The 19,890-nt window shown below is 44.6% G+C and carries 18 protein-coding genes and 1 riboswitch; of the genes, 12 read left to right on the top strand and 6 right to left on the bottom strand.

All coding sequences use genetic code 11. The features are described 5' to 3' along the window. The first annotated feature begins 127 nt into the window (after positions 1-127). The 5 genes from HUG20_RS09780 (at position 128) to HUG20_RS09760 (ending at position 7,442) form a co-directional block, all read left to right on the top strand. Entirely contained in the window at positions 128-1,309 is a 1,182-nt protein-coding gene (locus HUG20_RS09780) for a M20 family metallopeptidase (RefSeq protein ID WP_246476373.1), read from the top strand. Between the two features lie 1,582 nt (positions 1,310-2,891). Next, positions 2,892-5,372 carry a transglycosylase domain-containing protein gene (locus tag HUG20_RS09775; protein WP_200084112.1) on the top strand — a complete coding sequence of 827 codons (2,481 nt, stop codon included), beginning with the start codon at positions 2,892-2,894 and terminating at the stop codon, positions 5,370-5,372. Positions 5,373-5,519: 147 nt separating this feature from the next. Next, complete coding sequence (locus HUG20_RS09770; RefSeq protein WP_200084105.1) at positions 5,520-5,813, top strand: hypothetical protein; 294 nt, start codon at positions 5,520-5,522, stop codon at positions 5,811-5,813. A gap of 79 nt (positions 5,814-5,892) precedes the next feature. Further along, positions 5,893-6,048, top strand: coding sequence for a hypothetical protein (locus HUG20_RS09765; protein ID WP_200090318.1), 156 nt, complete (start codon positions 5,893-5,895; stop codon positions 6,046-6,048). Between the two features lie 203 nt (positions 6,049-6,251). Next, on the top strand, positions 6,252-7,442 hold the full coding sequence (locus HUG20_RS09760; protein WP_200090462.1) for an MFS transporter: 1,191 nt from the start codon (positions 6,252-6,254) through the stop codon (positions 7,440-7,442). 10 nt (positions 7,443-7,452) lie between these two features. Here the strand turns inward: HUG20_RS09760 and HUG20_RS09755 are convergent, their stop codons facing one another. Together HUG20_RS09755 and HUG20_RS09750 are read right to left on the bottom strand one after the other, a co-directional pair. Further along, on the bottom strand, positions 7,453-8,436 hold the full coding sequence (locus HUG20_RS09755; protein ID WP_200090317.1) for an LLM class flavin-dependent oxidoreductase: 984 nt from the start codon (positions 8,434-8,436) through the stop codon (positions 7,453-7,455). A 16-nt stretch (positions 8,437-8,452) separates the two neighbouring features. After that, entirely contained in the window at positions 8,453-8,737 is a 285-nt protein-coding gene (locus tag HUG20_RS09750) for a DUF3219 family protein (protein WP_200090316.1), read from the bottom strand. A 336-nt stretch (positions 8,738-9,073) separates the two neighbouring features. Between HUG20_RS09750 and HUG20_RS09745 the strand changes: the two genes are divergently transcribed. From HUG20_RS09745 to HUG20_RS09735, 3 genes are all read left to right on the top strand, one after another. Continuing rightward, positions 9,074-10,066: an ABC transporter substrate-binding protein gene (locus HUG20_RS09745; RefSeq protein WP_200090315.1), complete on the top strand. Its 993-nt coding sequence runs from the start codon at positions 9,074-9,076 to the stop codon at positions 10,064-10,066. A 132-nt stretch (positions 10,067-10,198) separates the two neighbouring features. Continuing rightward, positions 10,199-11,047, top strand: coding sequence for an ABC transporter permease (locus HUG20_RS09740; RefSeq protein ID WP_200090314.1), 849 nt, complete (start codon positions 10,199-10,201; stop codon positions 11,045-11,047). A gap of 26 nt (positions 11,048-11,073) precedes the next feature. Beyond that, positions 11,074-12,246: a quaternary amine ABC transporter ATP-binding protein gene (locus HUG20_RS09735; RefSeq protein WP_200090313.1), complete on the top strand. Its 1,173-nt coding sequence runs from the start codon at positions 11,074-11,076 to the stop codon at positions 12,244-12,246. Positions 12,247-12,313: 67 nt separating this feature from the next. Here the strand turns inward: HUG20_RS09735 and HUG20_RS09730 are convergent, their stop codons facing one another. The 3 genes from HUG20_RS09730 to thiT all read right to left on the bottom strand — a co-directional run bounded on the left by HUG20_RS09730 (position 12,314) and on the right by thiT (position 16,157). Continuing rightward, positions 12,314-14,722 (bottom strand): YhgE/Pip domain-containing protein, encoded by a 2,409-nt coding sequence (locus HUG20_RS09730; RefSeq protein WP_200090312.1) that lies wholly within the window; start codon positions 14,720-14,722, stop codon positions 12,314-12,316. A gap of 81 nt (positions 14,723-14,803) precedes the next feature. After that, positions 14,804-15,379 (bottom strand): TetR/AcrR family transcriptional regulator, encoded by a 576-nt coding sequence (locus tag HUG20_RS09725; protein ID WP_200090311.1) that lies wholly within the window; start codon positions 15,377-15,379, stop codon positions 14,804-14,806. Positions 15,380-15,515: 136 nt separating this feature from the next. Continuing rightward, positions 15,516-16,157 (bottom strand): energy-coupled thiamine transporter ThiT, encoded by a 642-nt coding sequence (gene thiT, locus HUG20_RS09720; protein WP_246476610.1) that lies wholly within the window; start codon positions 16,155-16,157, stop codon positions 15,516-15,518. Beyond that, positions 16,151-16,251, bottom strand: a riboswitch (TPP riboswitch). Its footprint overlaps the gene before it by 7 nt. A gap of 785 nt (positions 16,252-17,036) precedes the next feature. Here thiT and HUG20_RS09715 point away from each other — a divergent pair. From HUG20_RS09715 to HUG20_RS19485, 3 genes are all read left to right on the top strand, one after another. Then, positions 17,037-17,423 carry a hotdog fold thioesterase gene (locus HUG20_RS09715; protein ID WP_200090460.1) on the top strand — a complete coding sequence of 129 codons (387 nt, stop codon included), beginning with the start codon at positions 17,037-17,039 and terminating at the stop codon, positions 17,421-17,423. 27 nt (positions 17,424-17,450) lie between these two features. After that, positions 17,451-18,245, top strand: a complete 795-nt coding sequence (locus HUG20_RS09710) for an MBL fold metallo-hydrolase (RefSeq protein ID WP_343073211.1) — start codon at positions 17,451-17,453, stop codon at positions 18,243-18,245. A 322-nt stretch (positions 18,246-18,567) separates the two neighbouring features. Then, positions 18,568-18,690, top strand: a complete 123-nt coding sequence (locus HUG20_RS19485) for a hypothetical protein (protein ID WP_281392552.1) — start codon at positions 18,568-18,570, stop codon at positions 18,688-18,690. A gap of 149 nt (positions 18,691-18,839) precedes the next feature. Here HUG20_RS19485 and lexA read toward each other — a convergent pair whose 3' ends face one another. Beyond that, on the bottom strand, positions 18,840-19,472 hold the full coding sequence (gene lexA, locus HUG20_RS09705; RefSeq protein ID WP_200090309.1) for a transcriptional repressor LexA: 633 nt from the start codon (positions 19,470-19,472) through the stop codon (positions 18,840-18,842). Between the two features lie 144 nt (positions 19,473-19,616). On the opposite strand from lexA, the gene HUG20_RS09700 reads away from it, so the two are divergent. Continuing rightward, positions 19,617-19,805: a hypothetical protein gene (locus HUG20_RS09700; RefSeq protein WP_200090308.1), complete on the top strand. Its 189-nt coding sequence runs from the start codon at positions 19,617-19,619 to the stop codon at positions 19,803-19,805. Positions 19,806-19,890 lie beyond the last annotated feature (85 nt).

Genomic DNA, 19,890 nt, shown 5'->3' with positions numbered 1-19,890 from the left:
AAATTGAAAAGATAAAAATCTCCTACCGAAGGTAGGAGGATAGCAAAATGGGTGCGACAAGGAATCCCTTGCCGCGCCAGCCTTGGCGAATGCCGAGAGGCTATTTTAATGTTAGGAGGACGAAGCAGTGGACGCGAGTTTTTTTTCAAGAATTGAAGCGTTAAGAGATGAGATGATAGAGATCCGTCGTGATCTGCATATGTATCCCGAACTTTCCCGCAAAGAAGTTCGAACACCGGAAATCATCACCGACTACTTGAGAAAGTTAGGATTAGAGGTGAAAACAAACGTCGGTGGACGGGGAGTTGTTGGGATCCTCAGAGGAGATAAACCAGGGAAGACGGTAGGCCTTCGAGCCGATTTTGATGCATTGCCGATAAGTGAAAAAAACGATGTTCCATATAAATCGAAAAATCCGGGTGTGATGCATGCTTGTGGTCATGATGCCCATACAGCGATTGCGCTAGGCCTAGCCAAAGCATTTAGTGAAAGGAAACATGAATTAGCTGGAAACATTGTATTTCTTCATCAACACGCTGAAGAAGTTGTCCCTGGTGGGGCGAAGGATATGGTTGAAGACGGGGCGCTTGAAGGTGTCGATGCAGTCTTTGCCACCCATATGGAGAATGCCTATCCTGTTGGGGATGTGATTTATCGTCATGGTTATATTATGGCGTTTTCCGACCGCTTTGAAATTGAAGTGATTGGACAAGGGGGGCACGGAGCTTTTCCTCATCAGACGAACGATGCTGTTGTTATGGCGTCTCAGCTCGTGAATCAGTTACAAACGATTGTTAGTCGTAAAGTCGATCCATTAAAATCCGCTGTGATCAGCATAGGCTCCATTCACGGTGGCGAAGGAGCCAATGTTATTGCGGATTCTGTTACTTTAAAAGGAACGATACGAACATTTTCTAAAGAAGTAAGAGAAAAGATAATTCTTAACGTGGAAAGAATCACTGCCGCTGTTGCAGAAGCCGGGGAGGGAACGTATCGGCTAGATTATCAAGAAGGGCATCCGGTGACATGGAACCACCATGAAGAGACTGATATAATTGTTGAAGGTGGAAAAGCTGTCGTTGGAAAAGAGCATGTCAAGGAGATGCCACCGCAAATGGGAGGAGAAGATTTTTCCCATTTTCTCAACACAGTTCCTGGTTCCTATTTCTTTACGGGATCAGCCAATAAAGAAAAAGGCATTATCTACCCCTATCATCATGATCAATTTGATATTGATGAAGAGGCCATGATTATTGGAGCGAAGACATTAGCGAAAGCAGCTATTCTCTACTTCGAAAAAAATAACTAGCATTGCAGACATTCCATTTTAATATGGAGTGTCTTTTTTTCGCGAGTGGCATTATATATGTTATAGGGGGGAGGTGGGGAAAGAGGCTCAACAACGAAACGAGCATCCCTTTGAGAAGATGAGTCCACGCATCATGTATATTACGCTGCGTTTTTTTCGTCAGGGACGTCCCATAGTAGGGGTATCTTTCTTGGAAAGATGAATCTCTTACATATTGGTTTTGAAAATATCGTTTCCCATCCATGACGAACTCTTGTTTTCATATGCGAGATATGCTATTCTGAGTGATATCCTTACGAGGAAAAGTTACTACAGTCGAACAATCCATTTGCCTTCGTTGTCCTGGCTGGCAAATACATGTTAAAAAGCAAAAAAGATGTCGATCGCCGTTATCTATTCAAGCGCCGATTGTTCGAGTTGATCCTAAATAAAGAACTTCTCCGAGGATCATATCCAATCGTTGTTATCGTTTATTGACTTTTTGCTGGCCGTTCCAAGTAAAATGAATCATTTGCTAGCGATAACATGCCAGTTTTTTTGGTGGGTAAGAAAGTAGGGTCAACACTAAAACCTATGGTTGACAAATAGGTGTAATTGATGATAAACGCTACGGAAAAACACTACGCTTTCCGTGGGCCCCAAGCTCAGCCTCCTCGAAAAAAGACGTTCGCTTTTTTCTGCGGGGTCTTCGCCCTGCGCTTTCCCACAGGAGTCTCCGTGTTTTTCCTCCGCTAGCTAGTGTAAATACCATAATTATTCACTTATATCAACCATAGATTTTGACGAAGAGCCAGAAAGTATAAATCAACTTTTTCACCTACATAGGGACTGCTTAATAACGGAAAAAGACTGCCCCATATAAGCAAAAAAACCTTGCACTTCTGGCAATGTACGGAGGGATGACACTGCAATGACGAGACTCCAGCGGAAAAACGTCAAGCCCCCGCAGCGCTGGTTTTGCGCGAGGAGGCTTGACCGTTCGTCCGCGGAAAGCTAAGCCATGGAAGCGGCATCCCGACTTCAGCTGATAGCTGCAAGCTGGTCAGCAATCCCTACATAAGTTGGGCGAAGGTCCGTAGCGCTGACCAAGCGTTATCAATACATTGGCTGGTCAACCATAGATTTTAGTATTGACCCAGAAAAAGGAATAGGTTTTCAACATGTGACCATAAAAATCAGTCGTATACGTTTTAATAGAAAAAGAGTCGTATTATCATGAGAATTATGGGGAAGAAGACGTGCTTATCATTGTAAGGTGCTGAAATTGCTGTGGCGTGAATGCTCTCGCCACTTAATTTCTAACGAAGAAATTTGAAGTATAAGTGTTCCTAAGGTTTCGACGAAAAAAATGAATGCTTTTTCAGCTTATTGGGTCCACACAGAACGCGAGCCTCGGCGGATATTTAAATTTGAACATTTTATGTGGCAAAAGGGATGATTCATGGCATAACCATCAATGTTCAGTTTTACAGAAACGTATATCCTTGTTTTGGCATTTTCGAAAAATAATTCTTTATCAATTTGGCAGAAAGATTACGGAGAAGTCGAGAATTCATCGACTTGTAATTGGAGGAATAGCTGAATGGAGGAGCACCGTTCACGAACGGAGAAACGTCGTGCCGGCGAGAAGAAAAAACGGTCCACACTTAAAAAAGTGTTGTTTTCTATCTTAGGGGTCGTGATTGTTGGCATGGCGGTGATAATAGCGGCAGGAGTGTCAATGATTTCGGATGCTCCTGAGCTTAATGCAGAGGAACTTGTTTTTGCAGAAGGGGCAACGATTTATGATATGAACGATAACGAGCTCGGTCGGTTGCAAGGAACGGAAAATCGTACCTATAGGGAAAACGATGAAATGCCCGAACATCTCAAAGATGCTTTCATCGCGGTTGAAGACTATCGTTTTTATGAACACAGTGGCATTGACTTTTACCGGATTGGCGGTGCGATTATCTCGAATGTTACCGATGGGTTTGGTTCTGAAGGGGCAAGTACCATCACCCAACAGCTTGTAAAACAAGCCTTCTTATCCCCTGAGCAAACGATTGACCGAAAAGTGCAGGAACAATGGCTCGCTTTGCAAATGGAGCATCAATACAGCAAAGATGAGATCTTGGAATTGTATTTGAATAGCAGTTACTTCGACAGTTCAGCTTGGGGAGTTGGAGAAGCGGCGATTCGTTATTTTAATAAAGAGGATCTGGATGAACTTACGGTTGCCGACGCCGCCGTCTTGGCAGCTATCCCGCGGCGGCCTTCCTATTACAATCCGCAAAATAACCCTGAGGAGGCGGAAGAGCGCAGAGATTTGATCCTTTCCCTGATGGAGGAGAATGATTTCATCAGTGAAGAGGAAGCAGCCGACGCAATGTCTGTGGATATCGAAGATCAACTGGATTATACTCCTCAGGAAAATGTCGCTTATCAATCGATCATTGACCAAGTAATGGAAGAAGTGGAAAGCATCGATGGGATTGAAAGCGCGGATCTGTATGCGGCCGGTTTTGACATTTATACGACCATTGATCCGGAGGCGCAGGAGATCGCACAAGATGTTATTCAAAGCGATGAATATGTTTCGCAATACCCCGATAATGAAGCGTTCCAGGTAGGTTTTTCCCTCCTTGACACGGAAACTGGTGCGATACGTGCAATGGTAGGCAATCGTGAGGAAACAGAAGAAGAAAGAGGCTTGAATTACGCCACTGCCGCCGGCGGCTCACCGGGATCGACGGTCAAACCGATTCTTGGTTACGGTCCGGCTATTGAGGAGCAAGACTGGTACACGGGAGAAACTATCGTCGATGAACCGCATGAGTATTCAGATGGGACTTCCTTCGGCAATTATGGGGACAGTTACAGTGGTGAGGTCTCCATGCGAGAAGCGCTTGTTCGCTCGATCAATGTTCCGGCTGTAAAGGCGATCCAGGTCGTGGGCTTGGACGATGCCCAATCGTTTGCCGAACGCCTTGGCTTCGACTTTGATCAGGATATTACCGAGAGTTCTGTCCTAGGAGGCTTTTCCGATGGGATATCAAGTTTGGATATGGCCGGCGCTTACGCCTCGTTTGGAAATGAAGGTACCTACAATGAACCTTACAGCGTTCGAAAAGTGGAGTTTCGTGATGGAGGGGAAGTAGAGAACTCGCCTGAATCAGACCAGGTGATGTACGAATCGACTGCTTATATGATGTCGGACATGCTTAAAGGTGTTTTGGACGATTCTTCCGGAACCGGTCAACGTGCGAATATCGGGGAGCTTCCGCTGGCGGGAAAGACAGGAACTTCGAATTTTACCCAGGAAGAATTGGGGGAATATGGTGTTCCTGACGGGGGTGTGCCGGATGTTTGGTTTAACGGCTACACGACTGACTATACGGCAGCTGTCTGGACTGGGTTTGGTGACGGACGCGATAGCGGCTATTTAATCGGTGAAGAACAAAACATTGCCCAGGATATTTTTCGTATTATCATGACTAATGTTCATGAAGGCGAGGGAACGGAAGACTTCTCACGACCGAATTCTGTTTGTGAGACTGACGGTGAACTTTATCGGTGTGAAGCGCCTCCTGCACAAGTAACCGAAGAAGCGGATGAAGAAGGAACGGATGAAGAGACGCCGGAAACACCGGAGGAAGAAGGAATAGAGGAAGAAGAACCGGAAGAAGAGGAAGACGAAGACGAGGAAGATGAGGAAGACGAAGAAGACGAGGAAGAAGAAGAAGACGAGGAAGAAGAAGAAGAAGAAGAGGAAGAGGAAGAGGAAGAGGAAGAAGAGGAAGAGGAAGACGAAGAAGACGAGGACGAGGAAGACGAAGAAGAAGACGAGGAAGAAGAAGAAGAGGAAGAAGACGAGGAAGAAGAAGAAGAGGAAGAAGACGAGGAAGACGAAGAAGAAGACGAGGAAGAAGAAGAAGAGGAAGAAGACGAGGAAGACGAAGAAGAAGAGGAAGACGAAGAAGAAGAAGAAGAAGAAGACGAAGAAGAAGAGGAAGACGAAGAAGACGAGGAAAATAATGAAGATGCAGAGGAAGAAAACGAGGATGTAGAGGACGATGAATAAAAAAAGGCCGGGTGTCATCCGGCCTTTTCATGCTACATGCGTTCCTAGACTTTTACATTTTTCAAAGCTCTGCATGACGTAAAAAATCATATCGTGAAGCAATTTGCATAATCTCTAATGAGTATCAAAAAAAGGGGAGATGGGCTCATGAGTGATGAAAAAAACCAAAATGAAGAGGAAGACGATAACTTTGTCAAAAAGACCTCGAAAGAAGCAACCGACCTTTTTGGCAATACGGTTGATTCAGCAGGGCGCGTGATTAAATCGGTTTCCGGTGAAGGAGGGCTGGTAGGAAAAGCAACGGATTCTTCAGGGAAAATCCTCAAAGGCACAGCCAACAAAGCAAATGATGCCATTGGGAAAACATCGGAAGCACCCGGAAAATTTTATAGGAAGGCGAGAGGGCGCACCGATAAGAAATCGAAACACGATGATGAATAACAACTTTTAAATAGGGACTGCTGAATAACGGACATAAGCATTTTCCGTTGGTGTTGTCAAAGCTGGATGCAAGGAAACCATGACGCAGCAATGGCGTAGACAACAAAACGGACGCGTCAAGACCCTGCAGCGCCGGTTTTGCGTGAGGAGATTTGACCGTTCGTCCGCGGAAAGCGAAGCCATGGAATCCCGGCTTCAGCTGATAGCTGCAAGTTGTTCAGCAATCCCTAAATAAGGAGAATGAGCTTTCATCTTTTGGGAGCTCATTCTTCTTTTTGCACGATCAGAAAGCATAAAATGTTCGGCGTCCATCAACTTCTGTTGCCAATTATGTTACTTGTCATTCATTTTCAAAGGGTCTAGACATCTCCCTGCATATGTTGTAGGGTGTTTTCTCGTGATTCAAAACAAGAGAAAACAAAGGGGTGTTGGACCATGATGGGCGTAACCTTTTCCAGAAAAACGATTTTAACCATTTTTATGCTCGGCACATTCGGCGTTGGCATGACCGAATACGTCGTGACAGGTTTGCTCACGCAATTTGCGGACGATTTGAGCGTTGACGTATCGACGACAGGATTGCTGTTAACGGTTTATGCGATAAGTGTGGCGATCTTCGGTCCACTCCTTCGCATCATAACGATTAAACTCTCGCCAAAGCCATTACTTGTTGGCCTCATGGCCGTATTTGTCGCTAGTAACATCATGGCGGCAACCGCCCCGAACTTTGATGTTTTATTACTGTCGAGATTGACTTCGGCTGCCATGCATGCCCCATTCTTTGGCTTATGTATGTCTTTGGCCATGAATATGTCTCCACCGGAAAAACGGACTGGGGCGATTGCCATGGTTCAAGGCGGCCTTACCATTGCCGTGATGCTTGGAGTGCCGTTTGGCTCTTTTCTTGGCGGCATGTTTGACTGGAGATTCGTATTTTGGTTCATGGTTATTCTTGGCTGTATAACGTTGATCGGTCTTGCGGTCGTCACTCCAAACATGAAACCATCAGAAGCTCCGAACTTGAAAAAGGAACTTGGTATTTTTAAAAATAAAAATGTCCTCATGGTCATCGCCGTCATCATTTTTGGATTTTCCGGCGTGTTTACAGCGTATACGTTTAAAGAGCCGATGCTCCGGGAGTTTGCCGATTTTGGCGTGACAGGCGTGACAGCGGGATTATTTTTCTTTGGCCTTGGAGCCGTAGTCGGCAACTTTGCTTCCGGAAACATTCATCCTAACCGTTTAACCGAGAGACTAATCGTTGTTTTGGGTTTGCTTGCTGTCGTTCTTGCAGCATTCACATTTATTCTGCAATTTTCAGCCTTCGCCTTCGTTATGACCTTTTTGTTTGGAGCAGGAACGTTTGGCACAACGCCGATTTTAAATACGAAGATCATTCTTGCAGCAAAAGAAGCACCTTCGCTCTCCGGGACCATCGCGGCCTCAGTGTTCAATCTCGCGAATGCTATCGGGGCAGCACTCGGATCGTTGTTGTTGAGTGCCGGGTTAACGTATACGATGATTACCCTCGTGGCAGCAGGAATGATCGCATTTGGCATGTTCCTCACGATCTTAACGCATCACGTGGAAGATAAGTCATTGTTTCAGGCTGAGGAAGTAAGGGGATGAAAAGAAAAAGTTACCGCTTAAAAACTTCCCCGGCGATATATTCATACGACCGCACGCGATCTTCCGGGGAGTATGGGCTCGTCATGATCATGATTTCGTCTGCTTGACACTTCGCTTGAATCTCCTGCATTTGCGCCCATGTTTCTTGTGGATCTCCGATAATCATGCGCTGTTTCATGCTTTCCAATCTTTCTCTTTCTTTATCTGTCAGCGGATAATTTTTTGCTTCTTGGATCGATGGGATGCCATGCCCTTCGTTTCCCTTTTCTTTCTGCAATTGCCAAATGAGAGGGCTTAGAGCAATTTCTTCCGCTTTTGCCGTCGTTTCTGCGCAGATCGCGGAAATGGTTACGATTATTTGCGGTGTTTGTGCTTGTTTTCCGGGGGTGAAAGCATCCACATATTGCTGGGCAATTTCCTGGCCATCCTCATCGCTCATGAACTGGCCGAACACATAGCTTAGTCCGAATTCTCCTGCAAACACGGCACTTTTTTCACTCGTGCCAAGCATCCAAGGGGTAGGGGAGGCGCTCGGAATTGGAGATGCAGATACTTTTGGAACTTGGTCTTTTAAATAAGCGAGCAGTTCCCCGACCAATTCTGGCATCTTATAGACATTTTGCAAAAAGTTATCATTTAATGCATTCGTCACTTCAGCGGAGCCGCCCGGAGCTCGTCCGATTCCCAAATCAATCCGATCTGGAAAGAGTGTAGCCAATTGGTGATGGATTTCCGCTATTTTGTACGGTTTATAGTGGGGAAGCAAAACCGCGCCGGTGCCGAGACGAATCGCATCGGTTTTCGCTCCGATATAACTTAACACGACTTCAGGAGCGGAACAGGCAAGCCCCGGCAAATCATGATGTTCGGTCATCCAAAAACGCTCATATCCAAGCCGCTCTCCCATCTGTGCCAGTTCCATAGATTCATTTAGAGCCTCTTCAGCTGTTTGATTCGACGAAATCGGTGATTGGTCCAATATGCTTATTTTCATATCAACGCCTACTTTCTTAGCTATTCACTTCGATTAAATGTAACGTATAATCTCCCACTTGTCCTGGAATATACAAGTTTGTAATCGAGGTAAAATACTGCTGAATCGTTCCGCGAAACGTTAAATCCCGCTCCGGTACTTTCACATCAAACATTCCTTCATATAGCAAAGTCGTAATTGCGTGATACTCCTCGCTCGTCACTTTAAACGAAACGTTGATTTTATATAAACCGTTGACTTTTTCTTCTTCGTAGCTTTCCACTTTAATGGTGTAGTTATTTAACTTGATTTCGTTAACCAAAAGAACCATCCTCTCTATCTGTAAAGAAAAGGGTAGCATTCAGGGAAGCGCGGGGCAAAAGATGTGCCCAAAAAAGCACAAAAACGTAGCCCTTATTGCCATTTCACACAAAAAAATTCAATGTAATGAGCTTTTTTGTCGAATTATATTGAATTATACCTGAAATTGCTAAAATTTATTGATATAAGTTTTCTTTGCTAGTAAATAATTACGATAACGACAAATATGTAAGAATAACGACTGATTACTATTTTGACTTCTTACATGAAGTTTGGTGTAATGAGCAAGTAAATTAGATAAGCATCATACATAGAAAATTTGGAGGGGTTTTGTCAAATGAAGAATGGATTTCGAAAAAAAAGAAATAAATTATGGTGCACAGGTGGCCTGCTTTCCGTTGCAGCCTTTGGCTTAGCTGCTTGTGGCGGAGCGGAAGAGGACAACGAAACGATTGTCTTTGCCGAACCTGAATGGGAAAGCATATGGTTTCATAATTCTGTGGCGCAAATCATTGCTGAAGAGGGGTACGGATATGCCACGGAGACGCAGACAGGGAGCTCTCCGGCTACATTGCAAGGGTTGAGAGACGGAGATATCGATGTTTATTTGGAAACATGGATCGAGAATATGCAAGAGCCGTATCAAGAAGGGATGGATGCAGGCGAAATCGTTGAGCTTTCCACAAACTTTGATGATAATGAACAAGGGTTGTATGTTCCTACATTTGTCATTGAAGGAGACGAAGAGGAAGGCATAGAACCGATGGCGCCTGATCTGGAATCTGTGGGGGACTTGGAAGAACACTGGGAAGTGTTCGAGGACCCGGATGAAGATGGAATTGGGCGAATATATGGTTCTCCCCCCGGATATGAAGCGGAAACGATTGTAGATGATATGTATGAAGAGGCCGGATTGAATGATAACTATAATTTGTTCAGCCCGGGATCGGAGGCTGCCCTTAACACTTCATTGTTAACTGCATATGAAGATGGGGAGCCTTGGATCGGTTATAATTGGGAACCTACTTGGATTATCGGTTTGCTTGATATGACATTATTAGAAGAAGAAGACCCTGACGATCCGTTTTTCCCATCCCAGCCGGTAACCGTGACTGCCAACACAGAGTTTGCAGAAAATGATGATGAGTTTGTTGCGTTTCTGGAACAATATGAGACGAGCAGTGATATCACCGGGGAAGCACTGTACTACATGGAGGAAAATGATGCGGATGAATGGGAAGCTGCCGAATGGTTCTTAGAGGAGTACGAAGATCTTTGGACCGAATGGGTGCCCGAAGATGTAGCTGAAGATGTACTGGCGTCTTTATAAAAAACGTTTAAAGAAAGACAAACAGTGGAGTGATAAGGTCTCTGTTTGTTCTTTCCTCTTTGTTTTAAGGAAAAAGTTACCAATAGAATGGAGTGAAGTGGGGATGGGTATTATCCGGTTTCCCGGGAAGCGATGAATACGTTTCCGGACATTGATTTCGATCTTGGACAATATATAGATGATTTTGTCAACTGGCTTACCGATAACCTTGGCGTTGTTTTTGATGTGCTTTCAGATGCCATTATATGGAGCTTTCAGTTATCGTCATCCTTCCTCTTGTGGTTGCCTTGGTGGGTGATCATCGCGATTGTTTTTCTGCTGGGTTGGCGGTTGATTCGTTTATGGACAGGTGTAATGTTTGCGATATTCATTTTTATGATCGGTGCTTTTGGTTATTGGGAACTTATGATGGATACAGTGTCGATTATTTTGGCCTCTGTCATCATCTCCCTTATCGTAGGTATTCCTATCGGCATTTTTATGGCATATAAAGATCGATTTGAAAAGTTCATGAAACCGATTTTGGATGCCATGCAAACCATGCCCACCTTTGTTTATCTCATTCCGGCGATGATGCTTTTCGGATTGGGTGTTGTTCCGGGCATGTTTGCGACAATCATCTATGCGATTCCTCCTGTTATTCGTTTAACTAACTTGGCGATTCGCAACGTTTCAAAAGAAATGGTGGAAGCTGCTGATTCTTTCGGTTCATCCACTTCACAGATACTATTCAAGGTACAATTGCCGCAAGCTTTACCGACTATTATGACCGGCATTAATCAAACGACGATGATGGCGCTCGCGATGGTCGTTGTTGCATCCATGGTTGGTGCACAAGGATTGGGATTGGAAGTCCTCTCTGCATTGCAACAAATTGATATCGCTACAGGGTTTGAAGCCGGGATCAGCATCGTTTTTCTGGCCATTATTCTGGATCGCCTCTCGCAAAGCGTGGCCGAAAAGTACAAATACACGGATTGATCAAATTGTGAAAGTAGGAATGGAAGATGTCCACAAAGATCAACGTTGAACATTTAACAAAAATCTTTGGTCGGGATCCGCAGGAGGCTCTTGATTTAGTGAAAAAAGGGGATTCCAAGGAGGCCATATTGGAAAAAACGGGACATACCGTCGGTGTATATGACGTCTCTTTTGATGTGTCCGAAAGTGAATTTTTCGTTATCATGGGCTTGTCCGGAAGTGGAAAATCTACCTTGATTCGCTGTTTAAATATGTTGAATAGACCGACCGCGGGAAAAGTGATTGTGAACGGGGAGGATATTGTTCCCTACTCGAAAAAGACGTTAAGCGAATTTAGGCAAAACAATATGGCCATGGTTTTTCAACACTTTGGCCTGTTCAGCCATCGATCGATTTTAACGAATGTCGCTTATGGTTTGGAAGTCAAAGGGTTTAAGCAAGAGGAAAGAGAAGAAGCGGCTAAGCAAGTATTAAAAACCGTTGGGCTTGAAGGATGGGAACAAAAAAGACCCAGTGAGCTGAGTGGCGGTATGCAACAGAGAGTTGGCTTGGCCAGGGCTTTGGCTACTGATCCGAATATTCTGCTGATGGATGAACCATTCAGTGCATTGGATCCGTTGATTCGTCGGGAGATGCAATTGGAATTGTTGGACATTCAAGCCAAATTGAAAAAAACGATTATTTTTATTACACACGATGTGAACGAGGCTTTTCAACTCGGTGACAGGGTTGCCGTTATGAAGGATGGCATTATGGAGCAAATCGGCACACCGGAAGAAGTTCTGGAAACCCCGAAAAGCGATTATATTAAAGAATTTGTAAAAGACATTGATAAAACGAAAGTATTGCAGGCGCAAAATGTCATGTTTAAACCATCGGCGATTGTTCCTGTTGGAGGCGGAGCTAAATTGGCGATTGAAGAAATGAGAAATCATGGGATTTCGAGCGTGTTTGTGATCGGTGAGAACAAAAAACTTGAAGGTCTTGTAACGATTGACGATGCAATAAAAGCCAACAAGGAAAATCAATCACTGAAAGACATTATCAAATCCGATTATCACACGACCGATCCTGAAACGTATATCGAGAAGCTAATTCCAATCGCCACGGAAGCGAAGTATCCAATTGCTGTGGTAGACGATGACGAGCGATTAGTAGGTTATATCTCTCGCGTGTCGGTATTGGCGTCGCTCGTTTGAGGGGCTAAAGTGCCCCTTTCTTATCGGCAGAGAGAAAAAAGGGGCAGCTACAATGGGTAGCTGTCCCTTATGATTCCGTCTTTTTCTTGTGTTTGATGGCAAAAAACAGGAAAGTCACTCCCGATGATACAAGTAAAATCAACAGCAGCGGCCAAGACTCAAGCAACAATCCCGGTTCGCCCATCATGATCGTCGCCCGTAATCCTTCAACGGAATACGTCATCGGCAGTAAGTTGTGCACGTATTGGAAAAAAGCAGGAGTTAGTTCCACGGGGAAAGAACCTCCACTTCCTCCGAGTTGTATGATCAATAAAATAATCGCGATGAAGCGCCCGGGATTTTCCAATATGGCAACGAGCATAAAAATCAGCGTCATAAAGGAAAGGCCGGAGAAGACCATGAAAAATGAAAACCAACCAGGGCTGGCGATATCCAAATCAAGTCCGAAGAAGGTGACTCCGATGAGCGCGATCGTTTGAAGTATGCCTACTGTCCAGATGACGCCCAACTTACCGGAGAACCAATTCCAGGCCGTTTCGTGTTTCGTCAACGGTTGATAAAATGGGTAGATGATCGAGAGCGTCAAACCTCCGACGAACAATCCCAACGATAAGAAATAAGGCGATAATCCTTCTCCGTACGTGTAATCCATGGTTTCACTTTCCGATACGGATTCAACGGGGGAAGTGAAGAGCTCCTGCTGTTCTTCAGATAGCTCATTTTCCAATAACGTTTCAGCCAATGTCTCAAGATTTTCGTGCAGTTCACGGGATCCGTCATCGAGTTCTTCGAGGCCATCTTCAATCTCAAGGCCGCCTTCGAATGCTGTTTGCATTTCCGACGACAGTTCGTCTGCTCCTTCGTTCAAATCTTGTACGCCTTCATCAAGCGTCTGCACCGCCTGTTCCGCTTCATCGATCGTAGCGTCTGCCGATGAGAATACTTCGTCTGCTTGGGAAAGAGATTCATCCAAATCTGCCAATGTGGATCTTGCTTGCGGAAACACTTCCAATAGCTCGATGTCTCCATCACCGATCCCTTCCGGTGCGGCAGTACGAGCATTTTCCAACTCCTCACTTACTTCATTTATCCAGTTTGACACGTCTTCCTGTCCGTCGGAAATCGTATCTGTGGTTTCATTGAATGCTGCATCGATCGTTTCGAGTTGCTCTGAAAGCTCCGGCGTTGCCTCTTCCATATCATCATACGTCTCATTTAAAGCATCTATGGTTTCATCGATTTGTTGGCACGATTGACCATCTTCGGCGTCAATCCCGTCAACTGTTTCTGAAAATGTATCCGCATAGCTTTGTAATTCTTCATCTTCCGGGTAGTTTTCAGCAATATAATCGGATAAACCTTGAGCTTCTTCATCGGCGTCATCCCATTCGTCAAGCCTTTCTTGCCATTCGTAACAGGTCCCTGCAAACGATTCTAAATCATTCAAGCTTTCATTTGCCCGATTTTGCCATTGATCCAGGCGATCATTCATCTCGCGGATATCATCGAGGGTACCTTGTGCGTCTTGAACGGGTTCGTCAATGTCTTCCAGACGATCGTCCAATTGGCCTAGCGAATCTTCGGCTGATTGCAGGGAGGCGCTTGCAGCCGCCCAATTTTCATCAAGCGAACGAAGGGATTCTTCCAGTTGTTCCGCATCGTCACTTTCCAAATAAGCGCGGGCGTTTGTTACATCCGTTTGCATCTCGTTCAACGTGTCTTCCAATTGATCGATTTCTTCACTGTTATGGAAAAACTCCGCGAAAGCTTCTACTTCCGTTCGCAATTCATTGGTGCCTTCAGCGGCTTCGTTCGTTCCTTCATGTAAGGAGCCGGCACCTTCACGCAAGTCTGACAAACCTTCCGTAAGGGAGCCCATGTTTTCAAGCGCTGAATCCACACCGTCCGCAAGTGTTTCAGCTCCCTCCTCAAGCTCTACTGTTGCGTCCGCCAGCTCGGTGTATGCATCATCGATCACTTCCACATAAGTTTCCGTTAGTGTCCGGGACAGTTCCTCTTCAATCGTGTCCACCGCCTGCGTGCCCATTTGAGAGGCAGCAAAGTTAACATCCTCATTGATATCATAATAAATCATTCCACTTTCAGGATCCTCATCCTGTAAAGAAGACACATCTTCAGAAAAAGAAGCAGGGATGAAAACGTATAAATAATAATCGAACGCATCGAAGCCTCGTTTTGCTTCATCGGCATCCGTCACATGCCAATTGAAATCTTCGCTTTCCAATAGTTCGTCTACGAATTCATCCCCGGCATTCACTTCTTCTCCGTCCAATTCAGCTCCTTCATCTTCATTCACAATAGCAACGGGAAGCTCCTCAAGCTGACCGTACGGATCCCAGAAAGCCGAAAGCAGAATGCCTCCATACAAAACAGGAACCAATAGAATGCCGATGATCGATATGAGCATTTTTTTGTCTGCGAAAATAGCCTTCCATTCGGCAATAAAACCCTTCAATGTAAAACCCCCTGATTCGACCGAATGACCATAATAATATAATGGTCATTTTTTATTCAAAAAAAACATCATTTATGTGTATCATCGAACAACGATTCCTTTAAAAATGTGATTTTCAAAGACCTGAAACAATTCTTCCTCCGTCAGCGGACGTTTTTTCGCTTCCCAATCAACGATGAACGCAATGTATAATTTATAAATGGTGAAGGCTGTGATCTCCGTGTCCATTACTTGCAGACGACCTTTTTCCACCCCTTGCGCAATGGCCTGTTCCAAAGCGGTGATAATGAAATCTTCAACCTTTTGCATCGCAGACACCGCTTCTTTCGTACCGTAGACATTGACTTCTTCGGCAAGATGCGTCAGTAGTTGATGCTCTTTGCGATATTGCAACGTATCATATAAGGCACGGTGCAATTTCAGAATGGATTGTTCGTCGTTGTGTTTCACCCGTTCAAAAATGGTTCCGAGATCATGTAAAATGCCATCCATCACGGCTTCCAACATTTTTTCCTTATTTTTAAATTCGGTATAGATCGTGCCCTTGCCAACACCGGCAAGCCTGGCAACGTGGGCGACTGATGTGCCTTTATAGCCAAATAAAGAAAACGCCCGTTTCGCTGCTTCTAAAATCGTGGCGCGTTTGTTAGTGATCATTTTTGATAACCTCTTTTCGAGAAAATGACCGAATGAACAAATTGGTCATTATTATAATAACATGCGTGAGCCATCAGTCAAGGGGGAGGCATGAAAAGTAACATGCACGAACGTATGGTGCGCCCGTGCACAGTTCTTAAGAGGGAAGATGAGGGGTAGTTTTTTTTATTGGAAAAAAATCAGGCTGTGCCCTGGAGAGGATGTAGAGGACAACAAGGGTGATCAAAATTTCCGGCAATAAATAGGAAATGTTGTACCCAACCGAATAGAGATAAGCATTCATTCCATCCGGGGTGAAACTCCCAAACCAAACAACACCGGAGACGACGTGGGATAGAAATCGTAAGAAGCCGGCGAATAACAAACCGAAAAACGCCCAGTTTACGGACAATTTCCCCTTGCTATTGCGAAAAGCAAACAATGCGGCAAGTCCAAGAACTGCGTAGGGCACCGGATAATCCAATAGCATTTGGATCGGATGAATAATTGAGGCATTATACATTAAATTCACGATCCCGACGAGCAATCCTGTCAAAACCCCAACGCGCCATCCGCGCCTAAAAGCCATAATGAAAATCGGCACCATGATAAGAGAAACCGAGCCGCCTTGTGCCCAAGGTCCAGGAAATTTCACGAAGCTCAAAATAAACGCGAGTGCCGTCATCAAAGCGATTTCAACCATTGCAAGCGTCCGTTGGTGCATAAAAAAATCCCCTTTTCTGTGATCCACAGGGGGAAGCAAAGCATACATCACAGGCGTTCGCACCTGTACATCCATGCCATCCACTTCCCTACGCTGGTATGAACCAGGTCAGGTTCCAAGAGTTAGGACGCACGTCCCTCTCAGTCTTTCGACACCTCTAGCGGAAAAATATTTTAATGATCTTCCTTCATTATACGCCTATTAGGAAAACTTGCAAGTACGAGGAGGGAAACGGTTGAAATAATGGGGATCTGCTTAATATTAGTCTCCACGTGGTGGTTGTGGCACCAAAAAATCGGGAAAACCTAAAAATAGTCCCCACTCAACGATTTCCCAACTGACTTTAATCATCTATTTTGGTAATATATAACTAGATCCTCTAATGATAAATCAACGGAGAGGATTGATTTTATCCTGAGACGGAAGGATTGTTATCTCCCAGGGATATTTATCAATTACTAAAGAGGCAACCGGAACTTGATACATCGCCTTCCACTAGTGCAGAGCGGTTGAATTACTCGGTCACCCAGCATTGGGCACTAAAATGGGAAAATGGATGCGTAGTAAGGGTCAGAGGCGTCCCTACACAAGTGTAACTTCATACCTTCAAAGAGAGGGAAAGCTGGTTCGAGAGGAATGACAATCCTGATCTAATCCTCAAACGGAAGAAAAGCTGTACCTAGCGGGACAAGAGTACCGATCCATTCCCTCAAATGGACAGGTTCTCAATAATTCGTTTGTGGAATTACGTGTGTTGGTGAAAACGCGTAATAAAAGGAAAAAAAATGGAATAAGGCATGACACTGATTGTCTACGATTAAATGTTATTTTTTGATTGATTTAGAATGAACATTCTTAAATAAAACCAAACAGAAGGAGCGGATAGGAATGATTGTTTCTCAAGATGTATTGGATTTGTATGATGTGGATGATAAGGAAGCTTTTGCCGAAGAAATGCGAACGCGGGGTAAAGATTCCCTTGTTGGCGAACTAGAAATGGAGTATGTGGAACTCAGTTCCAACCGTTTGATCATGACGATGCCCGTGGGATCTAAGACGAGGCAACCGGCCGGTATTCTGCACGGCGGGGCATCGGTTGCGTTGGCGGAAACGGCGGCAACGATGGCGACGGCAATGAATATAGATCCGCAAAAATTCAATCCGGTAGGAATGGAGATTAATGCAAACCATATTCGCAGTAAAACCGACGGCGTTGTTACGGCAACCGCTACGCCTTTTCATAAAGGACGCACGACTATGGTTTGGGATATTCAAATAACCGATGAAAATGAAAAGTTGATCTGTGTCGCTCGTTGTACGATGGCAGTTGTTTCAAAATAATAAAAAAAGGAGAGGAGTGCAACTGTGATGCAAGTATACGAAAAAGAAGATGTGACTTGTGTAAAAATGGATGTTGTTCTCGGAGGGGAAAAAACAAATATCGTCTATGCCTTTTTGGTTGACGGGATGTTAGTCGATACCGGACCACCGCGCATGGAGTCTGAACTTATTCCTTTTTATGAAGCGCATTCGATTGATTTTGTATCCCTTACCCATAGCCATGAAGATCATTCCGGAACAGCGCCGTGGTTGCAGCGAAACTTTGAAGTGCCTATTCATGTTCATCCGAAAGGGATTGGTATATGTGCCCAAGATTCGCCCTATCCGGAGTATCGTCAGATGACTTGGGGGAAGCGGGAAGGGTTTCAGGCCACGCTACTCGATGGTACGATCCAATCTCGAAATCGGGAATGGAAAGTTATTTATACACCGGGTCATGCCGATGATCATGTCGCGCTTTTCGATGAAGAAAACGGTACGCTATTTTCAGGGGATTTATTTGTCTCACCGAAACCGAAGGTCATTATGAGCAGCGAATCCATTCCGCAAACGATGGATTCCATCCGAACATTGCTCGCTTATGATTTTGAATCGTTATTTTGTGGTCATGCCGGATATGTAGAAAACGGGAAAGAGATGTTAAAGCAAAAACTGGATCACCTTGAGAACCTTTCCGAAGAGGTAAAACATCTTCACAAAGAAGGGCTTTCCGTTGAGGAGATTAGAGACAATTTTTATCCGAAAAAGTATCCGATTATAAGCGTCTCCGGGGGAGAATGGGACTCTTTGCATATTGTCTCTTCGATTCTGGAGAATGAATAACAAAAAAATTCCCTGCACGTTGCGCGTGTAAAGGTACCCTCGAGCGAAATCAGCTCGGGGGTTATTTTCGTGGAAAAGGTTCTTTGATTAGAGCGAGAGTGGAGACCGCATATTTCCGTTCGGGCTCCATGGACACCTCATGGTTACTCAATCGAAGCTCCGAACGTTATTTCGGTCTTCATGGACCCCTTCATGACGACCATTACGCCGAACCAATCCATCATTCGGAGTCTCATCAACAACGTGCCAATCTAATCATTCGTCGCATCACCTCGCGCTCGTTTATACATACCATATTGGCAAAGATCGCGAGGTGATGGGTGTGTTGGAAATTGGTCTTTTTTTAGCGATCGCGGCTTCCATGCCCGGGCTGTTGATTCTCGCTGTACTGATCACAGCAGGGCATTATCGCAAAAAGAAAAACCGAAACGGGAAGAAAAAATAATCAAGCCGTTCTAAACAGATATGCGATGTGCATATAGTAAAACAGAAACGGAATTAAGTTCCAATAATATTATTATGTCAACTTAAACCCTGAAATTGGGAAGGGAAGGAAACGTTTGATCTTCCCGCCCTCTTAGGTTTGCAATTTTTTCACGAGATCGTACGAAAGACACCGCTTACTTTTCCAAGCACTTGGCAATTGTCAAGAATGATCGGTTCCAACGCTTGGTTTTCCGGCTGCAATCGGATGTGGTTCCCTTCATTATAAAAGCGTTTGACGGTTGCTTCTTGTTCATCCGTCATCGCTACGATAATATCACCGTTATTTGCGGTCGGTTGTTGGCGCACAATCACCTGGTCACCATCAAGAATTCCTGCGTCAATCATGCTGTCTCCTTCAATGGTGAGCATGAATACCTGGTCAATTCCGACAAAATCGTCGGGCAACGGCATATAGCTCTCTACATTTTCGACGGCTGTAATGGGAACGCCTGCGGTTACTTTTCCGATTAAAGGAACATAAGCACTTGCCGGCTTGTCTGCTTCGGAAATTTCGTTTCCTTGTTCATCCAGATGAAGGACTTCAATCGCTCTTGGCTTGGTCGGGTCTCTACGAATATACCCTTTCTTTTCCAATCGGGCCAAGTGGCCGTGAACGGTTGAGCTCGAGGCAAGATCGACCGCTTCCCCAATTTCTCTTACTGAAGGCGGATATCCTTTCTTTTTTACATTGTCTTTAATAAATGCAAGGATCGTTTCTTGTCGTTGCGAAAGCTTTTTCATTTCATTCACCTCGTTAATATTTATTTTTTATAGCTTATCATATAAAACAAACGTTTGCAAACATTAGTTCCTTAAAATGCTTGACACGAACGATAGTTCTGCTATACTAATAAATAGAACAAACGTTTCGGAGGTTTTCTTATAATGAACCAACAAGTTGGAAAAGAACGCGGAAAAGGACAAGAACGCATGTTATTGTTTTTATTCGCCCTTTCTATCATCATTATGACGTTGGTTGCCGATCACTCGATTGGGACAAGTGAGGCGGAAGCGGAAGGGCATCCTCAAACAACAGCACTTGTGCCAACACCGGTTGAACATACGGATTGGTAGAGGGAATAAAAGAATGGGGACGAAAAAGAAAGCATATCAGGGACTATTTATATTCAGCCATTCATTTAGGTTATAATATGAACTG

This window comes from Salicibibacter cibi (genome assembly GCF_016495865.1).
Taxonomy (GTDB): Bacteria; Bacillota; Bacilli; order Bacillales; family Marinococcaceae; genus Salicibibacter; species Salicibibacter cibi.
This window is presented reverse-complemented; position numbering and strand designations above follow the sequence as displayed.